23 protein-coding genes are annotated in these 23,166 nt (G+C 27.9%); 2 read left to right on the top strand and 21 right to left on the bottom strand.

Features of this window, described 5'->3' with window-relative positions; translation table 11 throughout:
* On the bottom strand, positions 1-1,213 hold a 1,213-nt coding region (locus tag X275_RS02465; RefSeq protein WP_047267369.1), incomplete at its 3' end, for an AAA family ATPase.
* Between the two features lie 580 nt (positions 1,214-1,793).
* Between X275_RS02465 and X275_RS02460 the strand changes: the two genes are divergently transcribed.
* Together X275_RS02460 and X275_RS02455 are read left to right on the top strand one after the other, a co-directional pair.
* Positions 1,794-3,965 carry a TIM-barrel domain-containing protein gene (locus X275_RS02460; RefSeq protein WP_047267368.1) on the top strand — a complete coding sequence of 724 codons (2,172 nt, stop codon included), beginning with the start codon at positions 1,794-1,796 and terminating at the stop codon, positions 3,963-3,965.
* Between the two features lie 140 nt (positions 3,966-4,105).
* On the top strand, positions 4,106-4,771 hold the full coding sequence (locus X275_RS02455) for a HesA/MoeB/ThiF family protein (RefSeq protein ID WP_052913547.1): 666 nt from the start codon (positions 4,106-4,108) through the stop codon (positions 4,769-4,771).
* 147 nt (positions 4,772-4,918) lie between these two features.
* Here X275_RS02455 and X275_RS02450 read toward each other — a convergent pair whose 3' ends face one another.
* From X275_RS02450 to X275_RS02355, 20 genes are all read right to left on the bottom strand, one after another.
* Positions 4,919-6,628, bottom strand: coding sequence for an NADH-dependent [FeFe] hydrogenase, group A6 (locus X275_RS02450; RefSeq protein WP_047267366.1), 1,710 nt, complete (start codon positions 6,626-6,628; stop codon positions 4,919-4,921).
* A gap of 45 nt (positions 6,629-6,673) precedes the next feature.
* A complete protein-coding gene (locus X275_RS02445) occupies positions 6,674-7,882 on the bottom strand; it encodes a complex I 51 kDa subunit family protein (protein ID WP_047267365.1) in 1,209 nt (402 codons plus the stop codon).
* A 12-nt stretch (positions 7,883-7,894) separates the two neighbouring features.
* Entirely contained in the window at positions 7,895-8,314 is a 420-nt protein-coding gene (nuoE, locus tag X275_RS02440; protein ID WP_047267364.1) for an NADH-quinone oxidoreductase subunit NuoE, read from the bottom strand.
* A gap of 224 nt (positions 8,315-8,538) precedes the next feature.
* Entirely contained in the window at positions 8,539-10,497 is a 1,959-nt protein-coding gene (locus X275_RS02435; RefSeq protein WP_047267363.1) for a peptidylprolyl isomerase, read from the bottom strand.
* Between the two features lie 75 nt (positions 10,498-10,572).
* Complete coding sequence (locus X275_RS02430; RefSeq protein ID WP_047265852.1) at positions 10,573-11,547, bottom strand: thiamine pyrophosphate-dependent enzyme; 975 nt, start codon at positions 11,545-11,547, stop codon at positions 10,573-10,575.
* A gap of 16 nt (positions 11,548-11,563) precedes the next feature.
* Positions 11,564-12,733 (bottom strand): pyruvate ferredoxin oxidoreductase, encoded by a 1,170-nt coding sequence (gene porA / locus X275_RS02425; protein ID WP_047267362.1) that lies wholly within the window; start codon positions 12,731-12,733, stop codon positions 11,564-11,566.
* 15 nt (positions 12,734-12,748) lie between these two features.
* Positions 12,749-13,057 carry a 4Fe-4S binding protein gene (locus X275_RS02420; protein WP_047265850.1) on the bottom strand — a complete coding sequence of 103 codons (309 nt, stop codon included), beginning with the start codon at positions 13,055-13,057 and terminating at the stop codon, positions 12,749-12,751.
* On the bottom strand, positions 13,050-13,625 hold the full coding sequence (locus X275_RS02415; protein WP_047267361.1) for a 2-oxoacid:acceptor oxidoreductase family protein: 576 nt from the start codon (positions 13,623-13,625) through the stop codon (positions 13,050-13,052). The genes X275_RS02420 and X275_RS02415 overlap by 8 nt, the downstream gene beginning before the upstream one ends.
* Positions 13,626-13,651: 26 nt before the next feature.
* Positions 13,652-15,241, bottom strand: coding sequence for a glycoside hydrolase family 57 protein (locus tag X275_RS02410; protein ID WP_047267360.1), 1,590 nt, complete (start codon positions 15,239-15,241; stop codon positions 13,652-13,654).
* Positions 15,238-16,035, bottom strand: coding sequence for a DUF4912 domain-containing protein (locus tag X275_RS02405; protein ID WP_047267359.1), 798 nt, complete (start codon positions 16,033-16,035; stop codon positions 15,238-15,240). Before X275_RS02405 ends, X275_RS02410 begins: the two co-directional genes overlap by 4 nt.
* 150 nt (positions 16,036-16,185) lie before the next feature.
* Positions 16,186-16,800: a ComF family protein gene (locus X275_RS02400; RefSeq protein WP_047267358.1), complete on the bottom strand. Its 615-nt coding sequence runs from the start codon at positions 16,798-16,800 to the stop codon at positions 16,186-16,188.
* The gene (locus X275_RS02395; protein WP_047267357.1) at positions 16,787-18,061 is read right to left on the bottom strand and encodes a HEAT repeat domain-containing protein; all 1,275 of its coding nucleotides are present in this window, start codon (positions 18,059-18,061) and stop codon (positions 16,787-16,789) included. Before X275_RS02395 ends, X275_RS02400 begins: the two co-directional genes overlap by 14 nt.
* A 1-nt stretch (position 18,062) precedes the next feature.
* On the bottom strand, positions 18,063-18,500 hold the full coding sequence (locus X275_RS02390) for a hypothetical protein (RefSeq protein WP_047267356.1): 438 nt from the start codon (positions 18,498-18,500) through the stop codon (positions 18,063-18,065).
* Positions 18,497-19,045 carry a hypothetical protein gene (locus X275_RS02385; protein ID WP_047267355.1) on the bottom strand — a complete coding sequence of 183 codons (549 nt, stop codon included), beginning with the start codon at positions 19,043-19,045 and terminating at the stop codon, positions 18,497-18,499. The genes X275_RS02390 and X275_RS02385 overlap by 4 nt, the downstream gene beginning before the upstream one ends.
* A 1-nt stretch (position 19,046) precedes the next feature.
* Complete coding sequence (locus X275_RS02380; RefSeq protein WP_047265842.1) at positions 19,047-19,289, bottom strand: DNA-directed RNA polymerase subunit omega; 243 nt, start codon at positions 19,287-19,289, stop codon at positions 19,047-19,049.
* 2 nt (positions 19,290-19,291) lie between these two features.
* On the bottom strand, positions 19,292-19,915 hold the full coding sequence (gene gmk / locus X275_RS02375) for a guanylate kinase (protein ID WP_047267354.1): 624 nt from the start codon (positions 19,913-19,915) through the stop codon (positions 19,292-19,294).
* Positions 19,912-20,205, bottom strand: a complete 294-nt coding sequence (locus X275_RS02370) for a DUF370 domain-containing protein (protein WP_014297016.1) — start codon at positions 20,203-20,205, stop codon at positions 19,912-19,914. Before X275_RS02370 ends, gmk begins: the two co-directional genes overlap by 4 nt.
* Before the next feature lie 58 nt (positions 20,206-20,263).
* Positions 20,264-21,139 carry a YicC/YloC family endoribonuclease gene (locus tag X275_RS02365; RefSeq protein WP_047267353.1) on the bottom strand — a complete coding sequence of 292 codons (876 nt, stop codon included), beginning with the start codon at positions 21,137-21,139 and terminating at the stop codon, positions 20,264-20,266.
* A 49-nt stretch (positions 21,140-21,188) separates the two neighbouring features.
* Complete coding sequence (locus tag X275_RS02360; RefSeq protein ID WP_047267352.1) at positions 21,189-22,529, bottom strand: sensor histidine kinase; 1,341 nt, start codon at positions 22,527-22,529, stop codon at positions 21,189-21,191.
* The gene (locus tag X275_RS02355) at positions 22,504-23,166 is read right to left on the bottom strand and encodes a response regulator transcription factor (protein WP_047265838.1); all 663 of its coding nucleotides are present in this window, start codon (positions 23,164-23,166) and stop codon (positions 22,504-22,506) included. Before X275_RS02355 ends, X275_RS02360 begins: the two co-directional genes overlap by 26 nt.

The raw sequence follows: 23,166 nt of genomic DNA, 5'->3' as shown, positions 1-23,166 counted from the left end.
CTTTTTTTTCAAATGTCATGAATCCAAGATAGAATAATAATGATTTTATGTCTTTTATTTCTATCCTTTTTCCTGGATTGAACATTGTTGTGAGTTCTGGTAATGTTGTTCTTTCTGTTAATAGTATTTCATTTAGTAATTTCCCTATTATTTTTTTCGGACTTTCTTTTGCTTCTTGTTTTTCTTTTTCTGTTAGTTCTTTTTTGTTGTTTTTGTCTATTTTTACTCCAAGCAATTCTCCTAAGCTAAATAGATTTTGTACTTTTTTGTAATCACTCATTATGTTGTCATCTATTATTTTTTCTGGTGGTAATTTTTCTCTTAGATATTCTATTATAAAATAAAATACCATATCAGGGTTATATACCCTGTTTTTGGCTTTTATATTGAATCTATATCCATTATAATTTTCCTGCATTTCTTTTAATAATTTTTCTGAATATATGTCATAATATTCCAATAATTCTTTTACTTCTTCTTCTTTGAATCCAAGCATTTCATTGAATTCTGGTTTTGTGGTAATACTCATTGTTATGTTAAATCCACTGGTTAATGAATCTAACATTATTGGACTCACACCTGTCATAAACAGTCTTTCTATTATTGTTTCTGTTCCTTTTTTTATTTCTTCGTAGAATTTTCTTACAAATCCATGTTTTGTTACGCTATCTTTGAATAAATCAAGGTTAAAACTCAATAGTTCATTCGCAAAGTGATCGTATTCGTCTATTAGTAAATATATTGGTTTATCCAATATATCTATTGCATTATTCAAAAAAGCTCTAAGTATATCTGCTGGTTCTGTATATTCCTTTTCTATTTTTAATTTTACTTTATATCTATTGTTGAAATTTTCAAGCGAAACTATAATGTTATTTTTAAAACTATTTATTAATACTTCTTTATTTTCTGTTTGTATTCCAGAAAAATTCATTTTTAATATATAATAACTGTTTTTTAATGGTGTTGGATTTTTTCCTATGTATAAGTTTTTAAATAATTCTTCAAATTTCTCTGCATAATTGATATCATAATACTTTGAAAGTGTATCTAAGAACAATGTTTTTCCAAATTTTCTTGGCCTTAAAAATACAATATTTTTTTCATTTAATGATTCTAATTTTTCTATATATTTTGTTCTATCTATGTAATAATAATTCTGCATTATTACTCTTTCAAAGTTTTGTTCTCCATATGGTATTTTTTTTCTCATGGCTCACCTCCACATGACATACCTCCGGTAGGGCTTAGAATTAAAATTTAATATTTTAAAATAAAAAACATTTGAATATTTGCTTTGCAAATATACACGCTACCGCGGGTAATTTGATGTCTATATTTATTATATCATAATTATTCTATCCCATCTTTGTAATAATATTACAATGTCCAATTAGTAAAGCAAGCGAAAACTCGCAGATTGTCCTTACACGCTACCGCTGGTATTGGTTTAAATAATTTTGATTTTATAAAAAATTTCTGAGCTATCGCTCTCCTGCGGTGGGCTATTTGTTTAAATTTTATAATTTTAAGGATTATTAATCGAGCTGTTTGAGTGAATTTGACTTTTTGGATAGTCTTTTAATATAAAAATATATTTGATTCATTTTTATAATTAAAATTATCAAGATAAAATTATTGATTTCTATTCATTTTTGTGATAAGATTGAATCGGGCACCCTTTCTCTTGCTTTTTGTTTCAAGTCAATGTTTTTGCATTGAATTAGGGTGTTCCTTTTTTTATTTGCAAATCTTAATGAAAAAGTATTTTTCTAACAAAAGGAGAGGATAAAATGAAAAAGGCAAAACTTTTAAATTTCACAACATTATACAGATTTGGAAATCCTTTTGAAACAGAAGCTACTATTGTAGAAAAAAATAATTTGAATTTTGAAGAATCAAACAATTTAGATTTTTTTGAATTAGAAGAAAATGAAAATCAAACAATTTTAAAACTTAATTTAGAAGATTCTGACAGAATTTATGGTTTAGGGCAAACATTAGGTGGATTAAATAAAAGAGGAAAGCTATACAGATTATACGCCACTGATGACCCTATACACACCCCTGAAAAAGAATCATTATATGGCTCACATCCATTTGTTATTATAGATGAAAAATTCGGTTTTTTTATTGACTATCCTTCAGAAATAATTTTTGATATTGGTTATAATAAATTTGATTTAATGGAAATAATAATAAATTCAAAAGATTTTGATTTATACATATTTAACTCAAATAATAATTTAGAAATAATACAGGAATATTTAAGATTAACAGGGAAACCATATATTCCACCAAAATGGGCCTTTGGTTATCAACAATGTAGATGGAGTTATCCAAATGCAGAAACTATTAAGGAAGTCGCAGAAAACTTTAGAAAAAAAGAAATACCTTGCGATGCTATCTATATGGATATAGACTATATGAAAAATTACAAAGTATTCACTATAGATGAGGAAAAATTCCCAAATTTCCCAAATTTTGTTAAAGAAATGAATGCAAACGGTTTCAAGCTTATACCAATAATAGACCCTGGTGTGAAAGTTGAAGAAGATTATGATATCTATGAAGAAGGGATTAAAAATGAATATTTTTGTAAAGATATCAACGGAAATTATTTTATTGCAACGGTTTGGCCAGGATACACACATTTTCCGGATTTTTTAAATCCAGATGTTAGAAAATGGTGGGGAGAAAAATATAAAATATTTACAGATCTTGGAATTACTGGTTTTTGGAATGACATGAATGAACCTTCAATCTTTTTCGTTCCAAAATCATTGAAAAATTATCTTAAAAAGATCAATAAAATGCTAAACAAAGAAATAGGATTAGAATTTTTTATGATAAAAGATGAAGTAAATAAATTATCAAATAATAGAGAATATTATAAAAACTTTTATCACAAAACACCGCAGGGAAACTACTCAAATGAAGAATTGCATAATTTATATGGTTATTATATGACAAAGGCTACAGTTGAAGGATTTGAAAAACTTATACCAAATAAACGCTATTTGTTATTGTCAAGAAGTAGTTATACTGGACATCATAGAATTGCAACAATATGGATGGGAGATAATATGTCCTGGTGGGAACACATGCTTGTGAATATAAGAATGCTCATTTCACTTAATATGGCGGGATTTTTCTATACTGGTGCTGATATTGGTGGATTTGGAAGCAATTCATCACCAGAACTTGTTATAAGATGGATGCAATTGGGAATATTTTCCCCATTATACAGAAATCATTCTGCATTGGGAACAAGAAATCAAGAACCCTGGGCATTTGATGGAAAAATCGAAGAAATATTAAAAAATATTATAAGATTAAGATACGGTTTAATTCCTTATTTATATTCTGAATTTTTTAATTCAATTGATAATTTAAAACCATTTATTTCTCCATTATTCTTAGCTTTTAATGATGAATTATCAAAAGATATTGAGGATCAATTTATGGTTGGAAATTCATTAATGGCTGCCCCTGTAATACAGCCAAATGCAAAAGGTAGATTTGTTTATTTGCCAGAAAAGAAATGGTTATATTGGAAAGCATCTAAATTAGATGAAAGAAAAATGAAAGTTTTTAAACCTGGAACACATTATGTAGAAGCAAAATTAAATGAAATTCCTATATTTATAAAAGAAAATTCATTAATCGTATTAAATGAAGATAAGGTTAATTATGTGAATGAAAAAGCTATAAAGGAGTTAACTGTAATAGGATTAGTCACCGATAAAGCTGAATTTACATATTTTGAAGATGATGGAGAAACATATGATTTTAAAAATGGGAAATATGCTAAAATTAAAATATTAGTTATAAAAAATGAAGAAGATTTTGGCTTTGAAGTTGAAAAAGATGAAAATGAAAATTACAATTTAACAATTGAAAAAATTAGATTTGAAATATATGATGGGAATGGAGAAAAATTCATATATACTTTAAAAATATAAATAAAGATTTCTTTTAAAAAACTTTTTTAATCAAAAAAGTTATTGCTTTATTATTTTTTATTGAAAGATTTATGAAAATGTGGTAAAATCAAAGCGAAGATAATTTTGAAACTCTTTTCCTATAACAGGTGGTGGTTAATATGGAAAGATATTCAAGACATAAAAATTTGTATAATAATTTTGAAAAAATCAGAAGTTCAAAGGTTTTGGTAGCAGGTGCCGGTGGATTAGGTAGCAATGTTTTAATGAATCTTTCAAGATTAGGTATTGGAGAAATACATATTTTCGATTCTGGTATTTTAGATATGCCAGACCTTAATAGACAAATATTATACGATATTGAAGATTTGGGAAAGAAAAAAGTTTTTGTGGCAAAAGAAAAATTAACAAAAATTAATCCTGATATTGAAATACATATTCATGATGAAAAAATAGAAGAAAATACTATATTGCCTTCTGTAGATATTGCAATAGATTGTTTTGATAATTTTGAAAGCCGAAAAATTTTAGATAAAAAAATACATGAAATTAATATTCCCCTTATTCATGGAGGCGTAGAAAGATTTTTTGGCCAGGTAACGGATATTATACCAGGAAAAACAAAATCGTTAAGGGAAATACTGGGAAATATTGAAGATTCAAAAGAAATAAAATTAGTAGTTCCATATTCAGTATCAATAATCGCATCTTTACAGGTCAATGAAGCAATAAAAATATTACTTGGTGATTATAAAAATGCTCTTATTAACAAAATGCTTATAATGGATTTGACTTTTAATTCTTTTGATATAATTGATCTAAACTAAAAAAATTCTTTTTAAAGTCACTTTATGAAAAGTCCATATTTTTTACGTGAATATAGTATTAAAATATGATTTAATAAGATTTTCAAATATTTTTGAAAAAAACAAAAAAACTCCGGAGAATTCCGGAGTTTTTTGAATTAAATAGTATTAATTTCGTGCTATATAATGTGTATGTAAATAATGATGTGCAATTTCACTATTTGGTTCTTTGAGAAATTCTTTATATAGCTCTTTTACTGCAGGATTTTCATGTGATTTTCTCAATTTCGAATCATAGTCAATTTCATAAATTGATTCCATTCTCTTTAATAAAACCTCTTCGTTTGTTGGTATTGGTTGCCCTCCTCCACCAATACAGCCTCCAGGACAAGCCATAAATTCAACAAAATGATATTCAACTTCACCATTTTTTATTTTTTCAAGTAATTTTCTTGCCGCTCCAAGGGTATTTACAACCGCAACTTTAATTGTTTTCCCATTAATTTCAACTTTAGCTTCTTTTACCTTTGTTAAACCTCTCACGCTAACAAAATCTAATTTTTCCAATTCTTTTCCCGTCAATATCTCATATGCTGTTCTTAAAGCCGCTTCCATAACTCCACCTGATGAGCCAAAAATAGCACCTGCTCCAGTTGATATTCCAAATGGATTATCATATTCTTCCCCAGGTAAATTTTTAAAATCAATTCCAGATTCTTTTATCATTTTTGCTAATTCTCTTGTTGTTAGCACAAAATCAACATCTCCTACAAGCTCTGGCCTATTCATTTCATATTTTTTAGCTGTACATGGCATTATTGAAACAACTACTAATTTCTCTTTTGGTACTCCTAATTTTTTTGCATAATAATGTTTTGCAACCGCACCAAACATTTGTTGTGGTGATTTGGCAGTTGAAAGATTAGGAAGATATTCTGGATAATTATGTTCAATAAATTTGATCCATCCTGGACTACACGATGTAAATAACGGCAATTTCCCACCTTCTTTAAACCTATGGATAAATTCTGTTCCTTCTTCTACTATAGTTAAATCTGCTGTAAAATTAGTATCAAATACCCTGTCAAATCCAAGAAGTCTTAATGCCGATACCATTTTACCTGTAGAAATTGTTCCAGGTTCCATACCGAAAGGTTCTCCAATGGCTACTCTTACAGCAGGTGCTGTTTGTACTACTGTAATTTTATCAGGATCATTTAAAGCCTTCCACACACCATCAATATGATATACTTCATGTAAAGCTCCTGTAGGACAATTCATAACACATTGACCACAATTCGTACAATCAACATTCCCCATACCCTCGTCTAAGAAAGTGGTTACTATTGTATTAGGCCCTCTATTTGCAAATGTGAAAATATTAACTCCTTGTATATTAGAACAAGCTCTTATGCATCTTCCACAAACTATACATTTTGTAGGTTCTCTAACTATTGAAAAACTTGAAAAATCAGATGGCAATTTTTTTTCTACAGATGGAATATTTATTTTTGTAACTCCAATTTCTTCCGCTATAATTTTTAACTCACATGTTGTTGAACGAGGACAAGTTAAACAGTTTAATTCACAGCTTATCCCATGCGAAGCAACTATTAATTGCATTATTGTTTTTCTAACTTTTCTTACTTTTTTAGAATGAGTTTTTATTTTCATACCATCACTTATATTAACAGCGCACGACGGAACAAGTGTCTTTGATCCTTCAACTTCAACTACACACAATCTACATCCACCATATGGTTCCATATTTTCTATGTAACATAATGTTGGAATTTTTATATTAGCTTTTTTAACTGCTTCAAGTATAGTAATATTCTCAGGCATATCATATTCTCTATTATTAATAGTAATTTTCATAATAACACCTCCGGTGTGATTACCTTTTTTATTTTTTATTAAAAATCATTTTACTTCTTCATAAAAATATTTCTCCAAAACTGAATAAATAAAATTAACTGATGATTGCCCAAAACCGCACCTTGCTGCAAGCATTATCGATTCTTTTAAATCACCTATTATCTTTTTGTATTCTTCTTTATATCCCTTTCTTTTCATTTTTAATAATATTTCTCTTATATTTCTATTTCCCTCTCTACACGGGAAACAGGTTCCACACGTTTCTTTTACAAAGAATTCGGAAACATTTAATAATATATCCAGCAAATCATGTTTTTTTGAAACTACTATCATCCCACCAGAACCTATAGATGAACCTGATTTTTCCAAATCTTCATAAGTATATAATACATCTAATTCTTCATCCTTTAAAATAGATGTTGCTATTCCACCAGGAACTACAAAATTAATTTCATCTTTCGGACCACCCGCTAATTCAATAATATCTTTTACGGTCATACTACCAAATTCGATCTCATACACATCTGGTAATTTAACATCACCGTTTATAGAAACTAATTTTGTTCCATGACTTTTTTCTGTTCCAAGTTTTGAATATATATTATCTTCATATTTCATAATTTCAGCCACAGCAGTCAATGTCTCTACATTATTTACTACAGTTGGTTTATCAAATAAACCTTTTTGAACAGGATATGGTGGTTTTATCCTTGAAAATCCTCTTTTCCCTTCTATAGAATTTATTAATGATGTTTCATCTCCACACACATATGCCCCAGCACCTTTTATTAATTTTAATTCAAAATCAAAACCACTACCCAATATATTTTTACCTAACAACCCTCTATGATAGGCATCTTTTATTGTTTTTTCAAAAATTTCTATAGCATTTGAATATTCACCCCTAATATAAATATAACCATAATTTGCCTTAACTGTATATGCTGCTATTATTATGCCCTCTAAAACTTTAAATGGCATATTTTCAAGAAGAAACCTATCCTTAAATGTTCCTGGTTCTCCTTCATCTGCATTACATATTAAAAATTTCACATCACTTTTTTGAGAAAGTGCAAATTGCCATTTTTTTCCAGTTGGAAAACCAGCCCCACCTCTTCCTTTTAATCCTGATTCGGTTATTTTTTTCACAATATTTTTTGAATTCAATTTTAATGAGTTTTTCAACCCAATAAATTCATAATTTTCCATTGTTTTATCAAGATCTGATTTTAAAAATATTTTTTCTTTTATCATAACTTCACCACCTTATATACATTCTTTTAAAATTGAAATGGCCTGTTGAGGTGTAAGTTTAGTATAGATTTTATTATTTACTAACATTACAGGTCCTTCACCACAATGCCCTAAACATTCCACAACTTCAAGAGTGAATTTCTTATCCAAAGTAGTTTCTCCCGAGTCTATTCCTAAAAATTCTTTTATAGTTTCAACAACATCTTCAGCACTATTCAGATGACACGAAAGGCTATTACAAACACGTATGATGTATCTTCCTCTTGGTTCAATATGAAACATTGAATAAAAAGAAATTACACCATACAATTGCGATTTTGGAATTTTTTTTGTTTTAGCAATTCTAATAATCTGTTCTTCTGGAATATATCCATAAGTATCTTGAATGCCGTGGAGTTCTTCTAATAATGTTTTTTCATAAAACTTTTCCACTGTACTCACCCCCTTATTTTTATATTATCACTTTATTAAAAATATAACAAATGTGTTTATAATTGATGAAAGAAAATTATAAGCGATTATGGTTATTAATGTTTTATTAAAGTAATTTTTTTTATTTTGTTAATAATTATTAAAAATTACAACTTATCTTTCTACATAAATAAATAACAAAAACAGGAGAGCATTAGCTCTCCTGTCAAATTTAAAATAATATACTATTTGCTCGTTTCTGTCGCCTTTTGAGACTCATATTCTTTTTCTGCATCTTCTATCATTTTGTCTATACCTGGATATTTTGGATCTAATTTCTTAATTTCTTCTAAATATCCTATTTTTGAGAATGTGTTTTGACTGAATGTATCATTGAAATCTATTAATGTTTCAAGTGCCTCTATTCTTGTTTCTGTTGATGCTTTAGAAAATGCTATTCTATTTAAATTAAAATTAATTTCTTTTAGCTGTTGTCCAAAATATTGGAACATCGCATTCGCATCTATATATCGCAAATATTGTTTATATGTATCAATTTTGTTTTCAGAATATTTTAATGCTACTTCATAATTCTCTGGTGCTTCTTGATAATAGAACTCAACTGTTTTGCTTGAACTCGGATATTCTGCAAACAATTCATCTAATACTTTTATTCTTTTAGCTTTTAAAGCTTCCATTTCTTTTTGTAATTTTACTTTGTTTTCTGCTATTTCAGACTCTGTATAATCTTTTAATTCTTCTTTTATTTCTAAGAAATCTTTAGCATCTTCATATTTAAATCTTTCTTTTAATAATTTTGTATATTCTTCACCCTGTACATTTTTCATTTTTTCACTTAATTCATTATATTTTTTATTTATTTCATTTAATCCTAATTTTAAAATCTCTGGATCAACTGAATCTTTTAATGTTAGGTATTTTGTGAATTTGTCTAACTTTTGATTTAATATATCTTTTAATAGATTTGTTGAATTTATATATATAGCTTTTTCATTTGTGGACGCATCCACCGCAAGTTCATCATTTTCAAATATATATTGTTCTAATGATTTTATAAATTCACGAATTTTTTGTTCATCTTTTGATTCACCCAAAGCAACGTATTCATCATATAATTTTAAATCTTCATCTAAGTATTCTAATCCCAATTTTTCATTTTCTTTATATTTTTTTACCCATGTAATAAACTTTTCATCTTTTAATTTCTTTTCTATTTCACTATAAATTTCCGGAAATTTATTCATTATATCTTCTGGATTATTAAATACTTTTTTATCCTGCACTCTTATTATATGATATCCATAGTTGGTTTTTACAGGCCCAACTAATTCACCTACTGTTGCATTAAACGAAGCATCTTCAAACTCCTTCACCATTGTATTGTGTTTAAACCATCCTAACTCTCCGCCACTTGTTGCATTTGATGTATCTTTCGAGTATTTAGATGCAGCATCTTCAAAAGTTATTTCTTTATTTTCTATCATTTGTTTTATTTTATTGGCTGTAGCTTCATCAGAAACCAATATATGTTGTGCTTTTATTTCTTCATATTGTTTTTTCAAATCCTCAAAATTATCTTTTAAATATTTTAACCCTTCTTCTTTTGATACTTTTGAAACATCATTTTTCACTCTATCTATTATTAGTTGTGTTCTGTAAGCATTTTTATAATTTGCTTTTATTATATTTCTTAAATTATCTTCAGATTTATAATAATCTAAATATTTTTTCCATGTATCCTTATTCTCTTTTAACTTTGCTATCTGATCATCTATAAATTTATTAAATTCTGTTTCAACTTCTTTATCCGTTGGTGTTAAATTGTTTTTATCTGCATAATATTCTATAACTTTTATATCAAATAATTTTTTTACTGCGCTATATGATAAGGTTAATTCATCAAATACCGGATCCAATTTTTGTCCATAAGCTGTATATTGCTGTCTCATTTGATTTACTTCATCATTAATTTCATAACTCATTATCCAATATGGATAATCTAATTCTGTACCGTCTTTTGTTAAAACTGCTGTTGCATTGTCTTTTGATGGTGTATTGGAACTCGCTTTTGCTTTTGATGCTCCTAAATATGCTGCAATTGACCACCAGACTATTCCTGCTGTAAATAATACCACAATCACTATAACTATAACCTTTTCCCATTTAACAAACCAATCTCTCATCTATAAACCCCCTCTATTCCTGCATGTTATTATAATAGCCTAAAAACCGGGGGCTAGCCCCGGTTTTTATTTTTATTATCTTAAGTACATATCTTTTGTTGCTTCTTCAAACTTTAACAATCTTTCCCATCTTGTATCCACATACTTCTGCATTTCTTCTATCATTTCCATATATTCTGGATGTTGAAGAGCTTTTCTAAATCTTCCTATTGACCTGATATATTCTTCGATTGGCTTAAAGTTTCTCGGTTTTCTTGTTATTTTATAAACTCCTCTGTCAATTTCATATAATGGCCAGTACTTTGTTTCAACAGCTAATTTGGTTATAGCTGGACCATCACTTTCAGGAATTCTCCAGAATCTTACACATGGAGCCAATACTGCTATAAATGCTGGACCTTCATGTTTTAATCCTTTTTCAACCTTTGCCATAAAATCAAAAGGATCTGATGTGGATGCAGTTGCAGCATAAACATTTTCATGAGCTCCAATTATTTCTACTATGTTCTTTTTAAACATTACTTTTCCTGTTTTTACTTTTCCAATTGGTTCTGTTGTTGCATCAGCACCTGGAGGTGTTGAACCTGATCTCTGGTTTCCTGTGTTCATATATCCTTCATTATCATATAAAATGTATAAGAAATCGTGACCTCTTTCAATTGCTCCTGATAATGATTGAAGACCTATATCATATGTTCCTCCGTCTCCACCAAATGCGATAAATTTAATAGGTTTATCTGTCTTTAGTCTTCCTCTATTTTTTAATGATCTATATGCTGCTTCAGCACCGGAAATCGTTGCTGCTACGTTTTCAAATGCATTATGTATATATGGTATATTCCATGCTGTAAATGGATATATTGTTGTTGAAACTTCCAAACAACCAGTTGCAGCACCAACTACAGGTTCGTATCCTAAAGCCTTTGCAGTCATTGTTGCCCATTTTGCTACCATTGGTGCATTACATCCTGGACATAATCTATGTCCTTGAGTAAATGGCCAATCTTCTTTATCTACCAAATTAATTAATTGTTTCATATTTACAGGCACTATTGTTCACCTCCAATTATTCTTTTAAGCCAAGATATCTTTCATCATTTGGATCTAATTCACCTTTAATTGCTTCTTCAAATGGAATATGTAACATTGATGGTGTTACATCTCTTCCACCCAATCCATATACGTATGAACCTATCATTGGTTTTTCTTTTGCTTCATATAATGCTGATTTTATTAATGAATATAATGGAGCTTCTTTACCAAATGACATAGCTCTATCAAGAACAACTACTGCTTTTCTTCCATCAAGAGCTGATAAAATTTCCTTTTTAGGGAATGGTGTAAATACCCATGGTTTTACCAATCCTGCTTTTATGCCTTTTTCCCTCAATTCATCAACTACGTATTTTGCTGTTGAAGCTGCCGAATTTAATACAACCATTACATATTCAGCATCGTCCATTCTATATAAATCAAGGAAATCATATTTTCTTCCTGATATTTTTTCATATTCTGCAAATACTTCTGGTAATGCTTTATAAGCATTTTTCAAACCTTCCTGTTGTTGTCTATGATGTTCAAAGTAATAGTCAAACAAGTCCAATGGACCGTGTGTAATTGGATTATCAATATCCAATAATGGATATTTAGGTTCCCATAATCCAACAAAATTCTTTACAGCTTCATCATCTAAAATTTCTACTCCTTCAACACCATGTGATGTAATAAATCCATCTAAATTTATCATGGCTGGAGTTAATACTTCTTCTCTTTCAGCTAATTTAGTTGCTATAATTGTCATGTCATAAGCTTCTTGAGAATTTTCTGCGAATAATTGTATCCATCCTGCATCTCTTACAGCATATGCATCTGAGTGATCACCATGTATATTTATAGGTCCTGATAATGCTCTATTTACGATTGGCATTACAATTGGCAATCTCATTGATGCTGCAATATAAACTATTTCAAACATTAAAGCTAATCCATTTGCAGCTGTTGCTGTCATTGTTCTTGCACCAGCAGCAGCTGAACCAACAACAGCACTCATTGCTGAATGTTCAGATTCAACTGGTACCATTACAGTATCTACTGCACCATCAGCTACAAATTGTGCGAAATATTCAACTATTGGAGTCTGTGGTGTTATTGGATATGCAGCCACAACATCAGGATTTATCTGTCTCATTGCATGGGCTACTGCAGCTGCACCAGTTATTGCTAACTTTGTAGGCATTTATATTCAACCTCCTTATTTTAAAAATTCCGTTTCAGGTTTCATTTCAATTGCATTTACAGGACATACCTTTGCACATGTTCCACAACCTTTACAATAATTATAATCAAACCCTATCATTTCTGTTTTTCCGTCTTCTTTTACTTTTCCTTCTATTGCCATATCTGGACAATATAACCAGCATTGCATACAATTAATACATGCATCTTTATTCACAATTGGCCTCATTATTCTCCATGTACCTGTATTATATTCTCTTGCTGTAGCCGGTTTATCAATAACTCCTGCAATTGGCATTTCTTTCCAGCTATCGTATTTAGGCATTACCTTTCACCTCCTGATAACCCCTTTCAACTGCCCTAATGTTTGCTTCAACTACTTCCGGTGCAAATTTTTTCTCAAATGTTTTCTTAACCTTTGCTTTTACTACATCTAAAGGAACTATATTCGTTAATTTTACTAAAGCACCTATCATAACTGTATTAGGAATTCCTCTTTTTATCTCTTCTAAAGCTATATCTGTTGCTGGTATTGTATATATTTTACCGTTAAATCCTGTTTTTCCTTTAACTTCTTCAGGTGATAAAACTGTGTTTACTAACATTATTTTATTCTCTGACAATCCAGCTGTTAATTCTGGTAATCCTAACATAGTATCGTCAAAAATAACAACAACATCAGGATTTTCAATTCCACTTCTTATTCTAATAGGAACATCTGCTATTCTGTTAAAAGCTTTCATTGGAGCTCCTGATCTTTCTGCTCCGTATTCCGGGAATGCTGTTGAATACTTCCCAGCTTCAACAGCTGCTTCAGTCAAAAATTGTGAAGCACTTTTTGCACCCTGTCCAGCTCTTCCATGCCATCTGATTTCAAAATATTTTTCTGGCACTCTTATGCCCTCCTTTCAGATATTGATTACAAAATAACATCATTATAATCAATGTTCTCAAAAATTTTATCCACCCACATATAATATTTTAACTTATTTTTTTCAATTTTTCCACTCTCAAGCATTGCATTAAGTTCAAAAAAACGTTTCACATGTGTTTTTATTCTGTTAACGGCATACTCTACAGTTGTGCCTGAACTTATTATAAACGCCCAATCACTTGATTGTGCTAACATTAGCTCTTTTATCATTAAAGATATTATATTTTTTTCTACATCACTATATTTTTTATTCATTTTCACCTTTAATATTTCAATCATTTCATAAATTGCTGGATATATCCAATCGTTATTTCCATTTATCCATTCTTCAAAAAAACCATTTATTCCCCACGTTGATCTTGAAGGATTTACAATTTGTACTTCTTCAACCCTCTTTAAAATATTTTTTGGATTTTCCAGTTTCAATTCTTCTGTATTATATACCTTTTCTATTACTTTTTCTAAAAACATAATTCCTTCATACCACCAATGACCAAAAAATTCTGTATCAAAAGCATATACCATTGTCGGTTCTAAATCCGGATATTCCACATTTAACTCCTTTAATTGCTTTAATCTTTTTTGAACAAAATCTTCTGCATTACTTTTTACTGCTGTATAGGCTTCATCTATATCATATAACATTTTATCAAATAGCTCTTTGTCTTTACCTGTTATTTTATGATATTTTATTCCTGTATTACATCTAACACCACTTTTATCTATATAATCTTTTATATATTCATATTCTCTATCAAAACCTATGTCCCGATAAAATTCTCTATATCTGGGATCATTCAAATATCCAAACTCTGTGTCAAAAATTTCTATATTATTGTCTTTATCTCTTGAAAATACAAAAATACTTGAATTCGTTATGACTGGATTATATACATTATATATTGGATATGGATTACCATATATTAACCCATTTTTTTCAACAAATGTGTATTCAATTTTGTATTGATTTAAATATATATCTAAACCTTCATAATATCCAAGTTCCGGGAGCCAAAAACCTTTTGGATAAAAACCAAAAGCTTTTTTGAATGTTTCTAAACCATATTTTATTTGAAGCTTTACTATTTCAGGATATTCAGAATATATAGGTAAAACCGCATGCGTCGCAGATGTTGTTATTAATTCCAGATAACCTTTTTCATAATACTCTTTAAATGCATCTAATATATTTTTATTATACATCTTTTCGAATATTTCTAATATTTCTTTAAAGTTATTTTTATAATAATCTGCCATTTTGTGTTTTATTAATTCTTCATCTTTGGTTCTTTCATATTCTTTTTCTGATAATTCTATAATTTTTTTTAGATATCTAACATATTTTTCCTGCAAGTCCATACTATTTAACATTTCAATCAAAGTAGGAGAAAAACTCATTACCAATTTAAATTTTATACCTTTTTTTTCAAGATTTTGAAAAACTCTAATCAGTGGAATATACGTTTCTGTTATTGCTTCAAATAACCATCTTTCTTCCATAAATTCTTCATAATCAGGATGTCTAACATATGGCAAATGTGAATGAAGTACAAATATTATATTCCCATTATTCATTTTTTTATCCCCCTATTTAAAGAATAAAGATTCCATACAAATGAACCGCCACCGGATATAGGAGGTCTATTTCCTAATTGAGGCAATACCATATTATTACTTGACAATCCAGGGATTTTTTCAACTATATTTATATTTATATTTTTTTTCAATTTTCTTTTTTTGTTCGTTTTAGGATTATATATGACCACATTTTCCGCAATATTTATATTTTCTGATGGCATTATCAATCTATTACTTCTAATCAAAGCATTAAAATTTTTTATTTCATCTAAATATCCAATTTCCGCAATATATTCAGCATTTGATCCTGGAATAAAAAAGTAATAACTTTTATATTCTCTCAAATTATCCAAAGATTCATAAATTCTATTTGCTTCATCTATCGCGAAATCTTTATTTGTTACATCATAAAATCTCATTACGATTTTTGAACTTTCAGGTATTTTATCTATTTTTTGTATCATTTCCTTGGAAAAATTCCAAACTGCATATATCCAATTTGCATTAACACTATTTATTATAAAAATGTTTTCATTTAACATTTCTTGATTGTTTTTAATCAGATCAATACTATTAATATGAGGAATTTGATACGATAATTGGTTTGAAGTATCTGTTATCAACCCCTCTTCTTTTAATTGCAACAACTTATTTTTTATTACTTTTATAATATCTTTTTTTCTCATTGATCTCTTTAATTTAATCCCCATATTTTTAGCTATATTTCTTAATTCCTGAATGCTTGGTTCTTCACTCTCCAATAATCTGGATAGTTTTTTGTCTATTATCATTATTTAACCCCCATTTTTTACATAATTTAAATTTCCAACCCTTTAAATTGTATCATATATTTTTTTTTAGCAAACAGGTATAATATAAAGCATTCTCTATGTAACTCATTTTATTCATAAATAATAACGAGATACTAAATTTGTTAAAGATTATTGCTTTTTTACATTCCTGCAAAGAACTATGGTAATAACATTGCCATCTAAATTTTTAATAGCCTCATTAACAGTAGCTCCAGTGGTATATACATCATCTATTAATATATAATTTTTTTCATCTTTTTTTTCAAATATGAATTTATTTTTTACCTGTTTTATTCTTTGATAATAATTTAATGCTTCTATTTGAGTTTTTGTATATCCTTTTTGTATTTTTAAATTATGATTCAATTTAAATCCCGTTAATTTAGAGAATTCTTTTGATATTATATATACAGGGTTATATCCTCTTATTTTTAAATGTTTTTTTATGGAAGGTATATAGACAATCTCAGGAAATTCATAAAAATCAATATTATAATATTTATATGTTTTATATAATAATTTTGAGAAAATTTTCGCTAAATATATATTTTGTTTAAATTTAAATTCTTTTATCAAAGAAGATAATGGTTTCTCATAAACACCTGCAAAATAAATAATATTATCATTTTCTATAAAAGAAGGTTGAAAAAGCGAGTCTTCACAAGACTCGCATATTATTTTATTCGGTAAAATATTTTTTTTGCAAATTTTGCATTTATTTCCAAAAATTTCATTCAAGAACATTTGGCATTACCTCTGGATTTAATTTCAGCAAAGTTGTAAGAGCTGTTAATTTCAATGTTCCATTTTCAGCTTCATCTTTTAAAATATTAAAAGGCGTTTCCCAAAAACTATTAGCTTTTAAAACTTTTAATATGCTTAAGGCATTCTTTCTTAAATTTACTGGAAATTTTTTATTTTCAGCAATTTTAGATACTTCCATTAAAAATTGTTCAGCCTTTAATTTTTTTATTATTTGTAATGCATAATTCTTTCTTTTAACTGATACTGATTCCAAAAATTCTGGAACTTTTTCAAGTAATGTATAATCCAAAAAATGAAGAAGATAATTCACCGGACCATTTAACAATTCATCTTCGACTACCTCTAACAATTCCCTCGCATAATCAACATATCCCATATCATCTTTTTCTGCAGCTAATTTAAATCCAAAATTTTTAATTTTTGCTATTTCACTGTCGATAAATTTTTCTATAGCAAAATCAGGAATTATATCATTTCCACAGATTTTTTTACCTCTATTCACCAATTCAAATAACAATTCTATATCTGTTTCGTCTTCAATATTTTTAGTAAAAAACGTCTTCGATATTTCACAGGGTAATCCGGATATATATTTTATTAAAATTATTTTTATGGTTTTATCTGTCTCTTTATAAATATTGCTGAATGTATTATATACAGTTATCGAATCATTTGATTCAAAATAACGCTTTAATATTAATTTTTTTAAGTTTAAAGGTACATTATTTGACAAAACAACTTCGCTAATATTTTCTGTTATATTCAATAATATTTTTATCTGAGGATTTGTTTCACCTATAAATTTTTCCTTCAGTTTATCCAGATCTTCGGGATAAAATTCTATAAAAGAGCTTATTAATTGAAAACGCACTTTAAAATCCGGATCTTTTGCAAGTGGATATATAAATTCAAAATTCTCACAACCAAGAGAAAGATATAATTTAACGGCTTCTTTTCTGATTGTTGATGAAACATCCTTGAATAATTCTTTTAATATTTCGCAATCCAATCTTCCCATTTTTTCAAGATATTTCAGTGCAGAAATTCTTACATCAGGACTATTATCTTCAAGCATTTCGTGAATATGTGTAACTTCAACTTTTTGTTTTAATAATTCCTGAATAGATTTTGCTTTTACAGTCGACACTCTGGAATCCAGAAGTTCAAGATATAACCTCATATTATCCTGCCTTATTTTTTCCTGAAGTATTTTATAAGCTTCTATTATTGGATTTGCCATTTTACCACTCCCTGGAATATATATTTAAATTATATTCTTCAAAATTAAATTCTAAAAAATTTCCTATTTTATTTATATCAATTTCTTTACCAGTATATAAATATTCATATGTCTTCTTATTATAAACGTCTATATACACTAATTTTAAATAATTAGATATTTTCTCAAGTTGAGCTTTCTCTCCATTTTTTCGTTCAAATTCAAAGTATTTTTTGTATCCAGCATCTTTAAAAGTAACTGTATCTACTTTTATATCATCACGAAAAAATCGAAAAAGATTTATAATGGAATTTTCTACATTTATTTTGTTAAATTCCATCTTTAACACGTTATTAAACATAATAATTGTCCTTGCAAACAGGGCAAGGACAATTATTGATATTATAGATATAGCCATTATTGAAAATAACGTTTCAATCATTAAAAAGCCTTTTTTCATTTTATTGGCTCCGAAAAATATAATGAAAAATCTTTTCTACCATTTAAAAATCGAAACTCTATTTTCAAATCATCTATAAAATCTTCTGGTGGAGGTACTATGTAGGTTATTTTAAAAAACATATAATCACTCAAATTATTAGAATATTCTTTTTGTGATAATGGATATCCAAATCCAAATTTTAAAGCTAAATTTTTAATACTCAAATTCAAACCAGAATACATCAAAAATATACTTCTATTCTGTGTTGCTTCATCTGTTATTCTATCATTAAACCATGCTATACCGAAATTTACATAGCTATTATCATTTATCTTTAATATTGAAGTACTTACATCCATTATTGTTATAAAACTAAAATTCGGTGTAGAAACATATGTTATATCGCTTGAAAACGCAAAATTCTTTTCTTCAAGCCCTAATCTTAAAGCCATGTTCCAATTATTTTCACCAGTTAAAAAAGACATTCCTATATCTAAATTAACAGAAAAAAACACAGCATTTATCAATATAAATAATAATATAATTATATAGTTTTTTTTCAAACTATTTCACCTCAGGTTTATACTCTTCCAGTTTATCTTTGTTTTTTAATCTCACATGACCTTTTTCAATTTCTTTAAAAGCTATAGTAACAAAATTGTTATCAGCTGTTTTTACAAGAGGCTTTGAAGTTGAATCAAACCCTTCTTCTTTTAATATCTGGACCCTTTTTGCTACCATTATTGGGACAACATATTTAAATCCTACTTTATTCATGATTTTATCGTAATTAAAATCCATAGACATTCTTATTCCTCCTCAATTTTAAAAAATGAATACTTTCCTAAATGTTCTGTAACTCTTTCTGTTTTTATCTGTTCTGCTATAAATATTGCTATTAACTGATTTATAGCTTCATTTAAATCCTCGTTTACTATTAAATAATCAAATTCATTTATTTTAGATAACTCCCATTTAGCATCAGCCAATCTTATTTTTAAATCTTTTTCTTTTTCTGTTCCTCTATTCATTAATCTTTTTTTCAACTCTGAATATGAAGGAGGAGCTATAAAAATTAATACTGTTTCTTTAGGCATTTTTTTCACTACATTTAAGGCTCCCTGAACATCTATATCCAGAACTATATTAAATCCTTCGTTTATTTTTTTTTCTATATATTTTTTTGAAGTTCCATATTTATGTCCATGTACATTGGCATACTCTAAAAATTCATCTTTTTCAATCATTTCATTAAATGTATTTTCATCTACAAAAAAATAATCCTTTCCATCAGTTTCTCCTGGCCTTACTGGTCTTGTGGTATATGAAACCGAAAATGAAAAGTCCTCTAATTTTTCCATAGCCCTTTTAATAATTGAAGATTTACCCACACCACTTGGCCCGCTGACAACGTAAAGAATTCCTTTTGTCATTTAGAATATACCTCTCTCCTTATTTTTTCAAGGGCACTTTCTACATCATAAAAATTCTGCATAAATCTTCCACTTATTGTTTCAGGTTGAATAGCACTTAAGATTATATGATTACTATCAGTTATAACTATAGCTCTTGTTTTTCTTCCATATGTTGCATCTATTAATTTTCCCTCTTCTTTTGCTATATCTTTTAATCTTTTCAATGGTGAAGATTCTGGATTGACAATTGCTATTACTCTATCTCCAATTACAACATTACCAAATCCAATATTTATTAAACCGTACATAACTTACACCTCCGATATAATTTATATTAATTGTAAATATTTTTTTATGAATGTATTTTTAATGGATATTTTGAACCTGCTCTTTTATTTTATTTACATGTAATCTCCCATCAATGGATAAAGCCGTTATTTCTTTTAATTTTGATTTAGATGCAATTGTATTGAATTCTCTATGCATTTCCTGAGCTAAAAAGTCTAAATTTTGCCCTACTACTTCAAGATCTGAAGATATTAATTCTCTGAATTTTTTCACATGCATATTTAATCTATCTATTTCTTCTGTTATATCTCCTCTTTCTAAAATAAGAGCTATTTCATATTCAAGTCTTTCCTTATTATATTCTATTTCCAGATCTAGATCTTTTAAGGATTCATTTAATTTTTCTTTATAATAATCCTTCATCTTTGAAGAATATTTTTTTATTTCAGAGGTTATTACTTCAATTTTATCTATATATGTTGTTAAAACTTTCTTTATTTTTTCTCCTTCAGACTTTTGAACTTCAAGAGTTTTTTCTATACTCTTTAAAACAGCTTTCTCAAGACCACTCCATATTATTTCCAGATCATTTTCTTCGATAGAATATCTCATTATTTCCTTGAATCTTATTAGAAGTTCTAAATTTGGCAAATCATTTAAATGAAGATAGCTGGCAAGATCATTTAATGCATCAAAATAAGATTTAGCAAGAGCCTTATCTATTTTTATTATATCTTTTGGTTGTAAAAGTCTGATATCTATATAAATATTTAATGACCCTCTTTTAAAATATTTTTTTAGCAAATCATTTATTTTTAACTCCAGTGAAGAGTATATCCATGGTAAATTAACCTTTATATTTAAATGTTTTCCATTTAAAGATTTAATTTCAACAGTATAACTATAATTACCTATATTTTCCTCTATTCTCCCATAACCTGTCATACTTCTCATATTTTCACCTCTTCTTATTATACTATTATACACCAAATTTATTAAAAAATCAAAATATTTTAGAAAATTTAATCTTAAATGTACTTCCTTTACCCATATTGCTTATAACTTCTATTTTTACATTAATTTTTTCGCTTATTCTCCTTGCAATAGATAACCCTAATCCAAACCCTTTTACTGCTCTGGATTTATCTGCTTTATAAAATCTTTCGAAAATTTTTGGTATTTCATCCTTTTCTATCCCAGGCCCATTATCAATCACTTCTATTGAATCTTCTGATATTTTGACAATAACCTCATTTTTATTATTTAATTTTGTATATTTTATTGCGTTTTCGAGAATAATCTTTAAGAGAATACCTAAGTATTCTTTGTTAGTCTTAATATTGATATCTTTTAGTTCAGCTTTTATATCAACATCTTCATTTTTATACATATTTATCACTTTTTCAACTATCTCTTTCAAATTTACGTATTCGAATTTTATTTCTTCTTCAACTTTTGTCAATAATAATAAGTTTTCAATCATCTCTTTAAGATAGTTGGATGATTCTTTTATATTTTCTATAGATTCCAATAATACTTTTTCATCTTGTTTCCCCCATCTTTCAATTAACTTTATATATCCTATTATGGAAGTAAGAGGTGTTCTTAATTCATGTGAAACATCAGAAACAAATTGTTTCTGAAGTTCATACCCTTTATTTATCTTTTCTAACATCTCATTTATATTTTCTGTTAATTTATGAAATTCTATGAATTTTTGTTCTGGAATCCTCTTATCAAGTGTTTCAACATTAATTTCTGCTATTTCCTCAGATATTTTCAACAAAGGTTTTAACGATTTTTTTGCAAAATAATATGATATGATGAAAGAAATTAATATACTAATAAGACTCAAACCAAGAGCTAATGAATTAAATGTGTTTATAACCGCAGTATATTCTAAAGACGGACCACCCATAATCAATTCAGAATCGTTAAATATCTTAGTTCTAATAAATATATAATATATTCCGTCTTTTTCGTATGTTGCATAATTTTTCTTTAAATTATAGATTTTTTCATCCACAATATTATACGGATCATTTAATATTATTCCATCAAGTATAACTACTTTATTTGAAATAATGCTTCTTTTTAATTTTTCAGTATCTTTTAGCATATTCCCCATCATATTTCCCATAGCCCGCCCCATAATACGGGTAGGTTCCGAAATTTTTTCAACTTGCTGTTTCAAGATTATTGCATAAGACTTTATAGACATTTTTTCAACAAAATATCTCATTGAAAATATGACTGTTAATAAAATTATTATTATAACCGTTGTATATATTACAGTTAAATTTACAACAACACTTTTTTTACTCTTCTTTGAAAACGTATCCAACACCTCTCACAGTCTTTATTTTTTTCCCTTCATTTCCAAGTTTTTTTCTTAAATAATTAATATATACCTCTACCAGATTTATATTTTCTGGATCGTCATATCCCCAGATTTCTTCAAGTAATTTTTCTTTTGATATTACACTATTTCTGTTTACAAGCAAATATCTTAACAAATTAAATTCTGTTAATGTAAGATTAATCTCTTTTCCTTTTACTTTAACTTCCATTTTTTCTGAATCCAGCTCTATATTTGATACGCTTAACACCTCATGTTTCCCAAGCCTTCTTAGTAGAGCTTCTATTCTTGCCAATAACTCTTCTATTTCAAAAGGCTTCACAACATAATCATCTGCTCCAGTTTTTAAACCCTCTATTCTTGATTTTAAATCCCCTTTTGCTGTAAGCATTATTATTCCAACATTGTGGTCATAATTTCTTATAGAATCTGCAATTTCCATACCATCCATCCCGGGTAACATCAAATCCAGAATGATTATATCAGGTTTAAATTGCTCATATTTTTCCAATCCTTCATTACCATCATTAGCAACATCAACCTTGAACCCCTCATGTTTGAGTTCTAATTCCAAAAGTCTAGAAATACTTTTATCATCTTCTATTATTAATATTTTAAACAT

The organism is Marinitoga sp. 1197 (assembly GCF_001021165.1).
Lineage (GTDB): Bacteria > Thermotogota > Thermotogae > Petrotogales > Petrotogaceae > Marinitoga.
Note: the sequence above shows the minus strand (reverse complement) of the source record. Positions and strands in the feature narration are given on the sequence as shown.

What these genes read in the sequence shown, in the direction of transcription:
- X275_RS02400 (WP_047267358.1), bottom strand. Translation starts at nt 16,800, where the DNA reads ATGTTCTTGAATGAAATTTTTGGAAATAAATGCAAAATTTGCAAAAAA.
- X275_RS02455 (WP_052913547.1), top strand. Translation starts at nt 4,106, where the DNA reads ATGGAAAGATATTCAAGACATAAAAATTTGTATAATAATTTTGAAAAA.
- X275_RS02460 (WP_047267368.1), top strand. Translation starts at nt 1,794, where the DNA reads ATGAAAAAGGCAAAACTTTTAAATTTCACAACATTATACAGATTTGGA.
- X275_RS02450 (WP_047267366.1), bottom strand. Translation starts at nt 6,628, where the DNA reads ATGAAAATTACTATTAATAATAGAGAATATGATATGCCTGAGAATATT.
- gmk (WP_047267354.1), bottom strand. Translation starts at nt 19,915, where the DNA reads ATGACAAAAGGAATTCTTTACGTTGTCAGCGGGCCAAGTGGTGTGGGT.
- X275_RS02405 (WP_047267359.1), bottom strand. Translation starts at nt 16,035, where the DNA reads ATGATAATAGACAAAAAACTATCCAGATTATTGGAGAGTGAAGAACCA.
- X275_RS02370 (WP_014297016.1), bottom strand. Translation starts at nt 20,205, where the DNA reads ATGTACGGTTTAATAAATATTGGATTTGGTAATGTTGTAATTGGAGAT.
- X275_RS02365 (WP_047267353.1), bottom strand. Translation starts at nt 21,139, where the DNA reads ATGAGAAGTATGACAGGTTATGGGAGAATAGAGGAAAATATAGGTAAT.
- X275_RS02390 (WP_047267356.1), bottom strand. Translation starts at nt 18,500, where the DNA reads ATGAAAAAAGGCTTTTTAATGATTGAAACGTTATTTTCAATAATGGCT.
- X275_RS02410 (WP_047267360.1), bottom strand. Translation starts at nt 15,241, where the DNA reads ATGAATAATGGGAATATAATATTTGTACTTCATTCACATTTGCCATAT.
- X275_RS02435 (WP_047267363.1), bottom strand. Translation starts at nt 10,497, where the DNA reads ATGAGAGATTGGTTTGTTAAATGGGAAAAGGTTATAGTTATAGTGATT.
- X275_RS02445 (WP_047267365.1), bottom strand. Translation starts at nt 7,882, where the DNA reads ATGATAAAAGAAAAAATATTTTTAAAATCAGATCTTGATAAAACAATG.
- X275_RS02355 (WP_047265838.1), bottom strand. Translation starts at nt 23,166, where the DNA reads ATGTTTAAAATATTAATAATAGAAGATGATAAAAGTATTTCTAGACTT.
- X275_RS02420 (WP_047265850.1), bottom strand. Translation starts at nt 13,057, where the DNA reads ATGCCTAAATACGATAGCTGGAAAGAAATGCCAATTGCAGGAGTTATT.
- X275_RS02395 (WP_047267357.1), bottom strand. Translation starts at nt 18,061, where the DNA reads ATGGCAAATCCAATAATAGAAGCTTATAAAATACTTCAGGAAAAAATA.
- X275_RS02380 (WP_047265842.1), bottom strand. Translation starts at nt 19,289, where the DNA reads ATGTCTATGGATTTTAATTACGATAAAATCATGAATAAAGTAGGATTT.
- porA (WP_047267362.1), bottom strand. Translation starts at nt 12,733, where the DNA reads ATGCCTACAAAGTTAGCAATAACTGGTGCAGCTGCAGTAGCCCATGCA.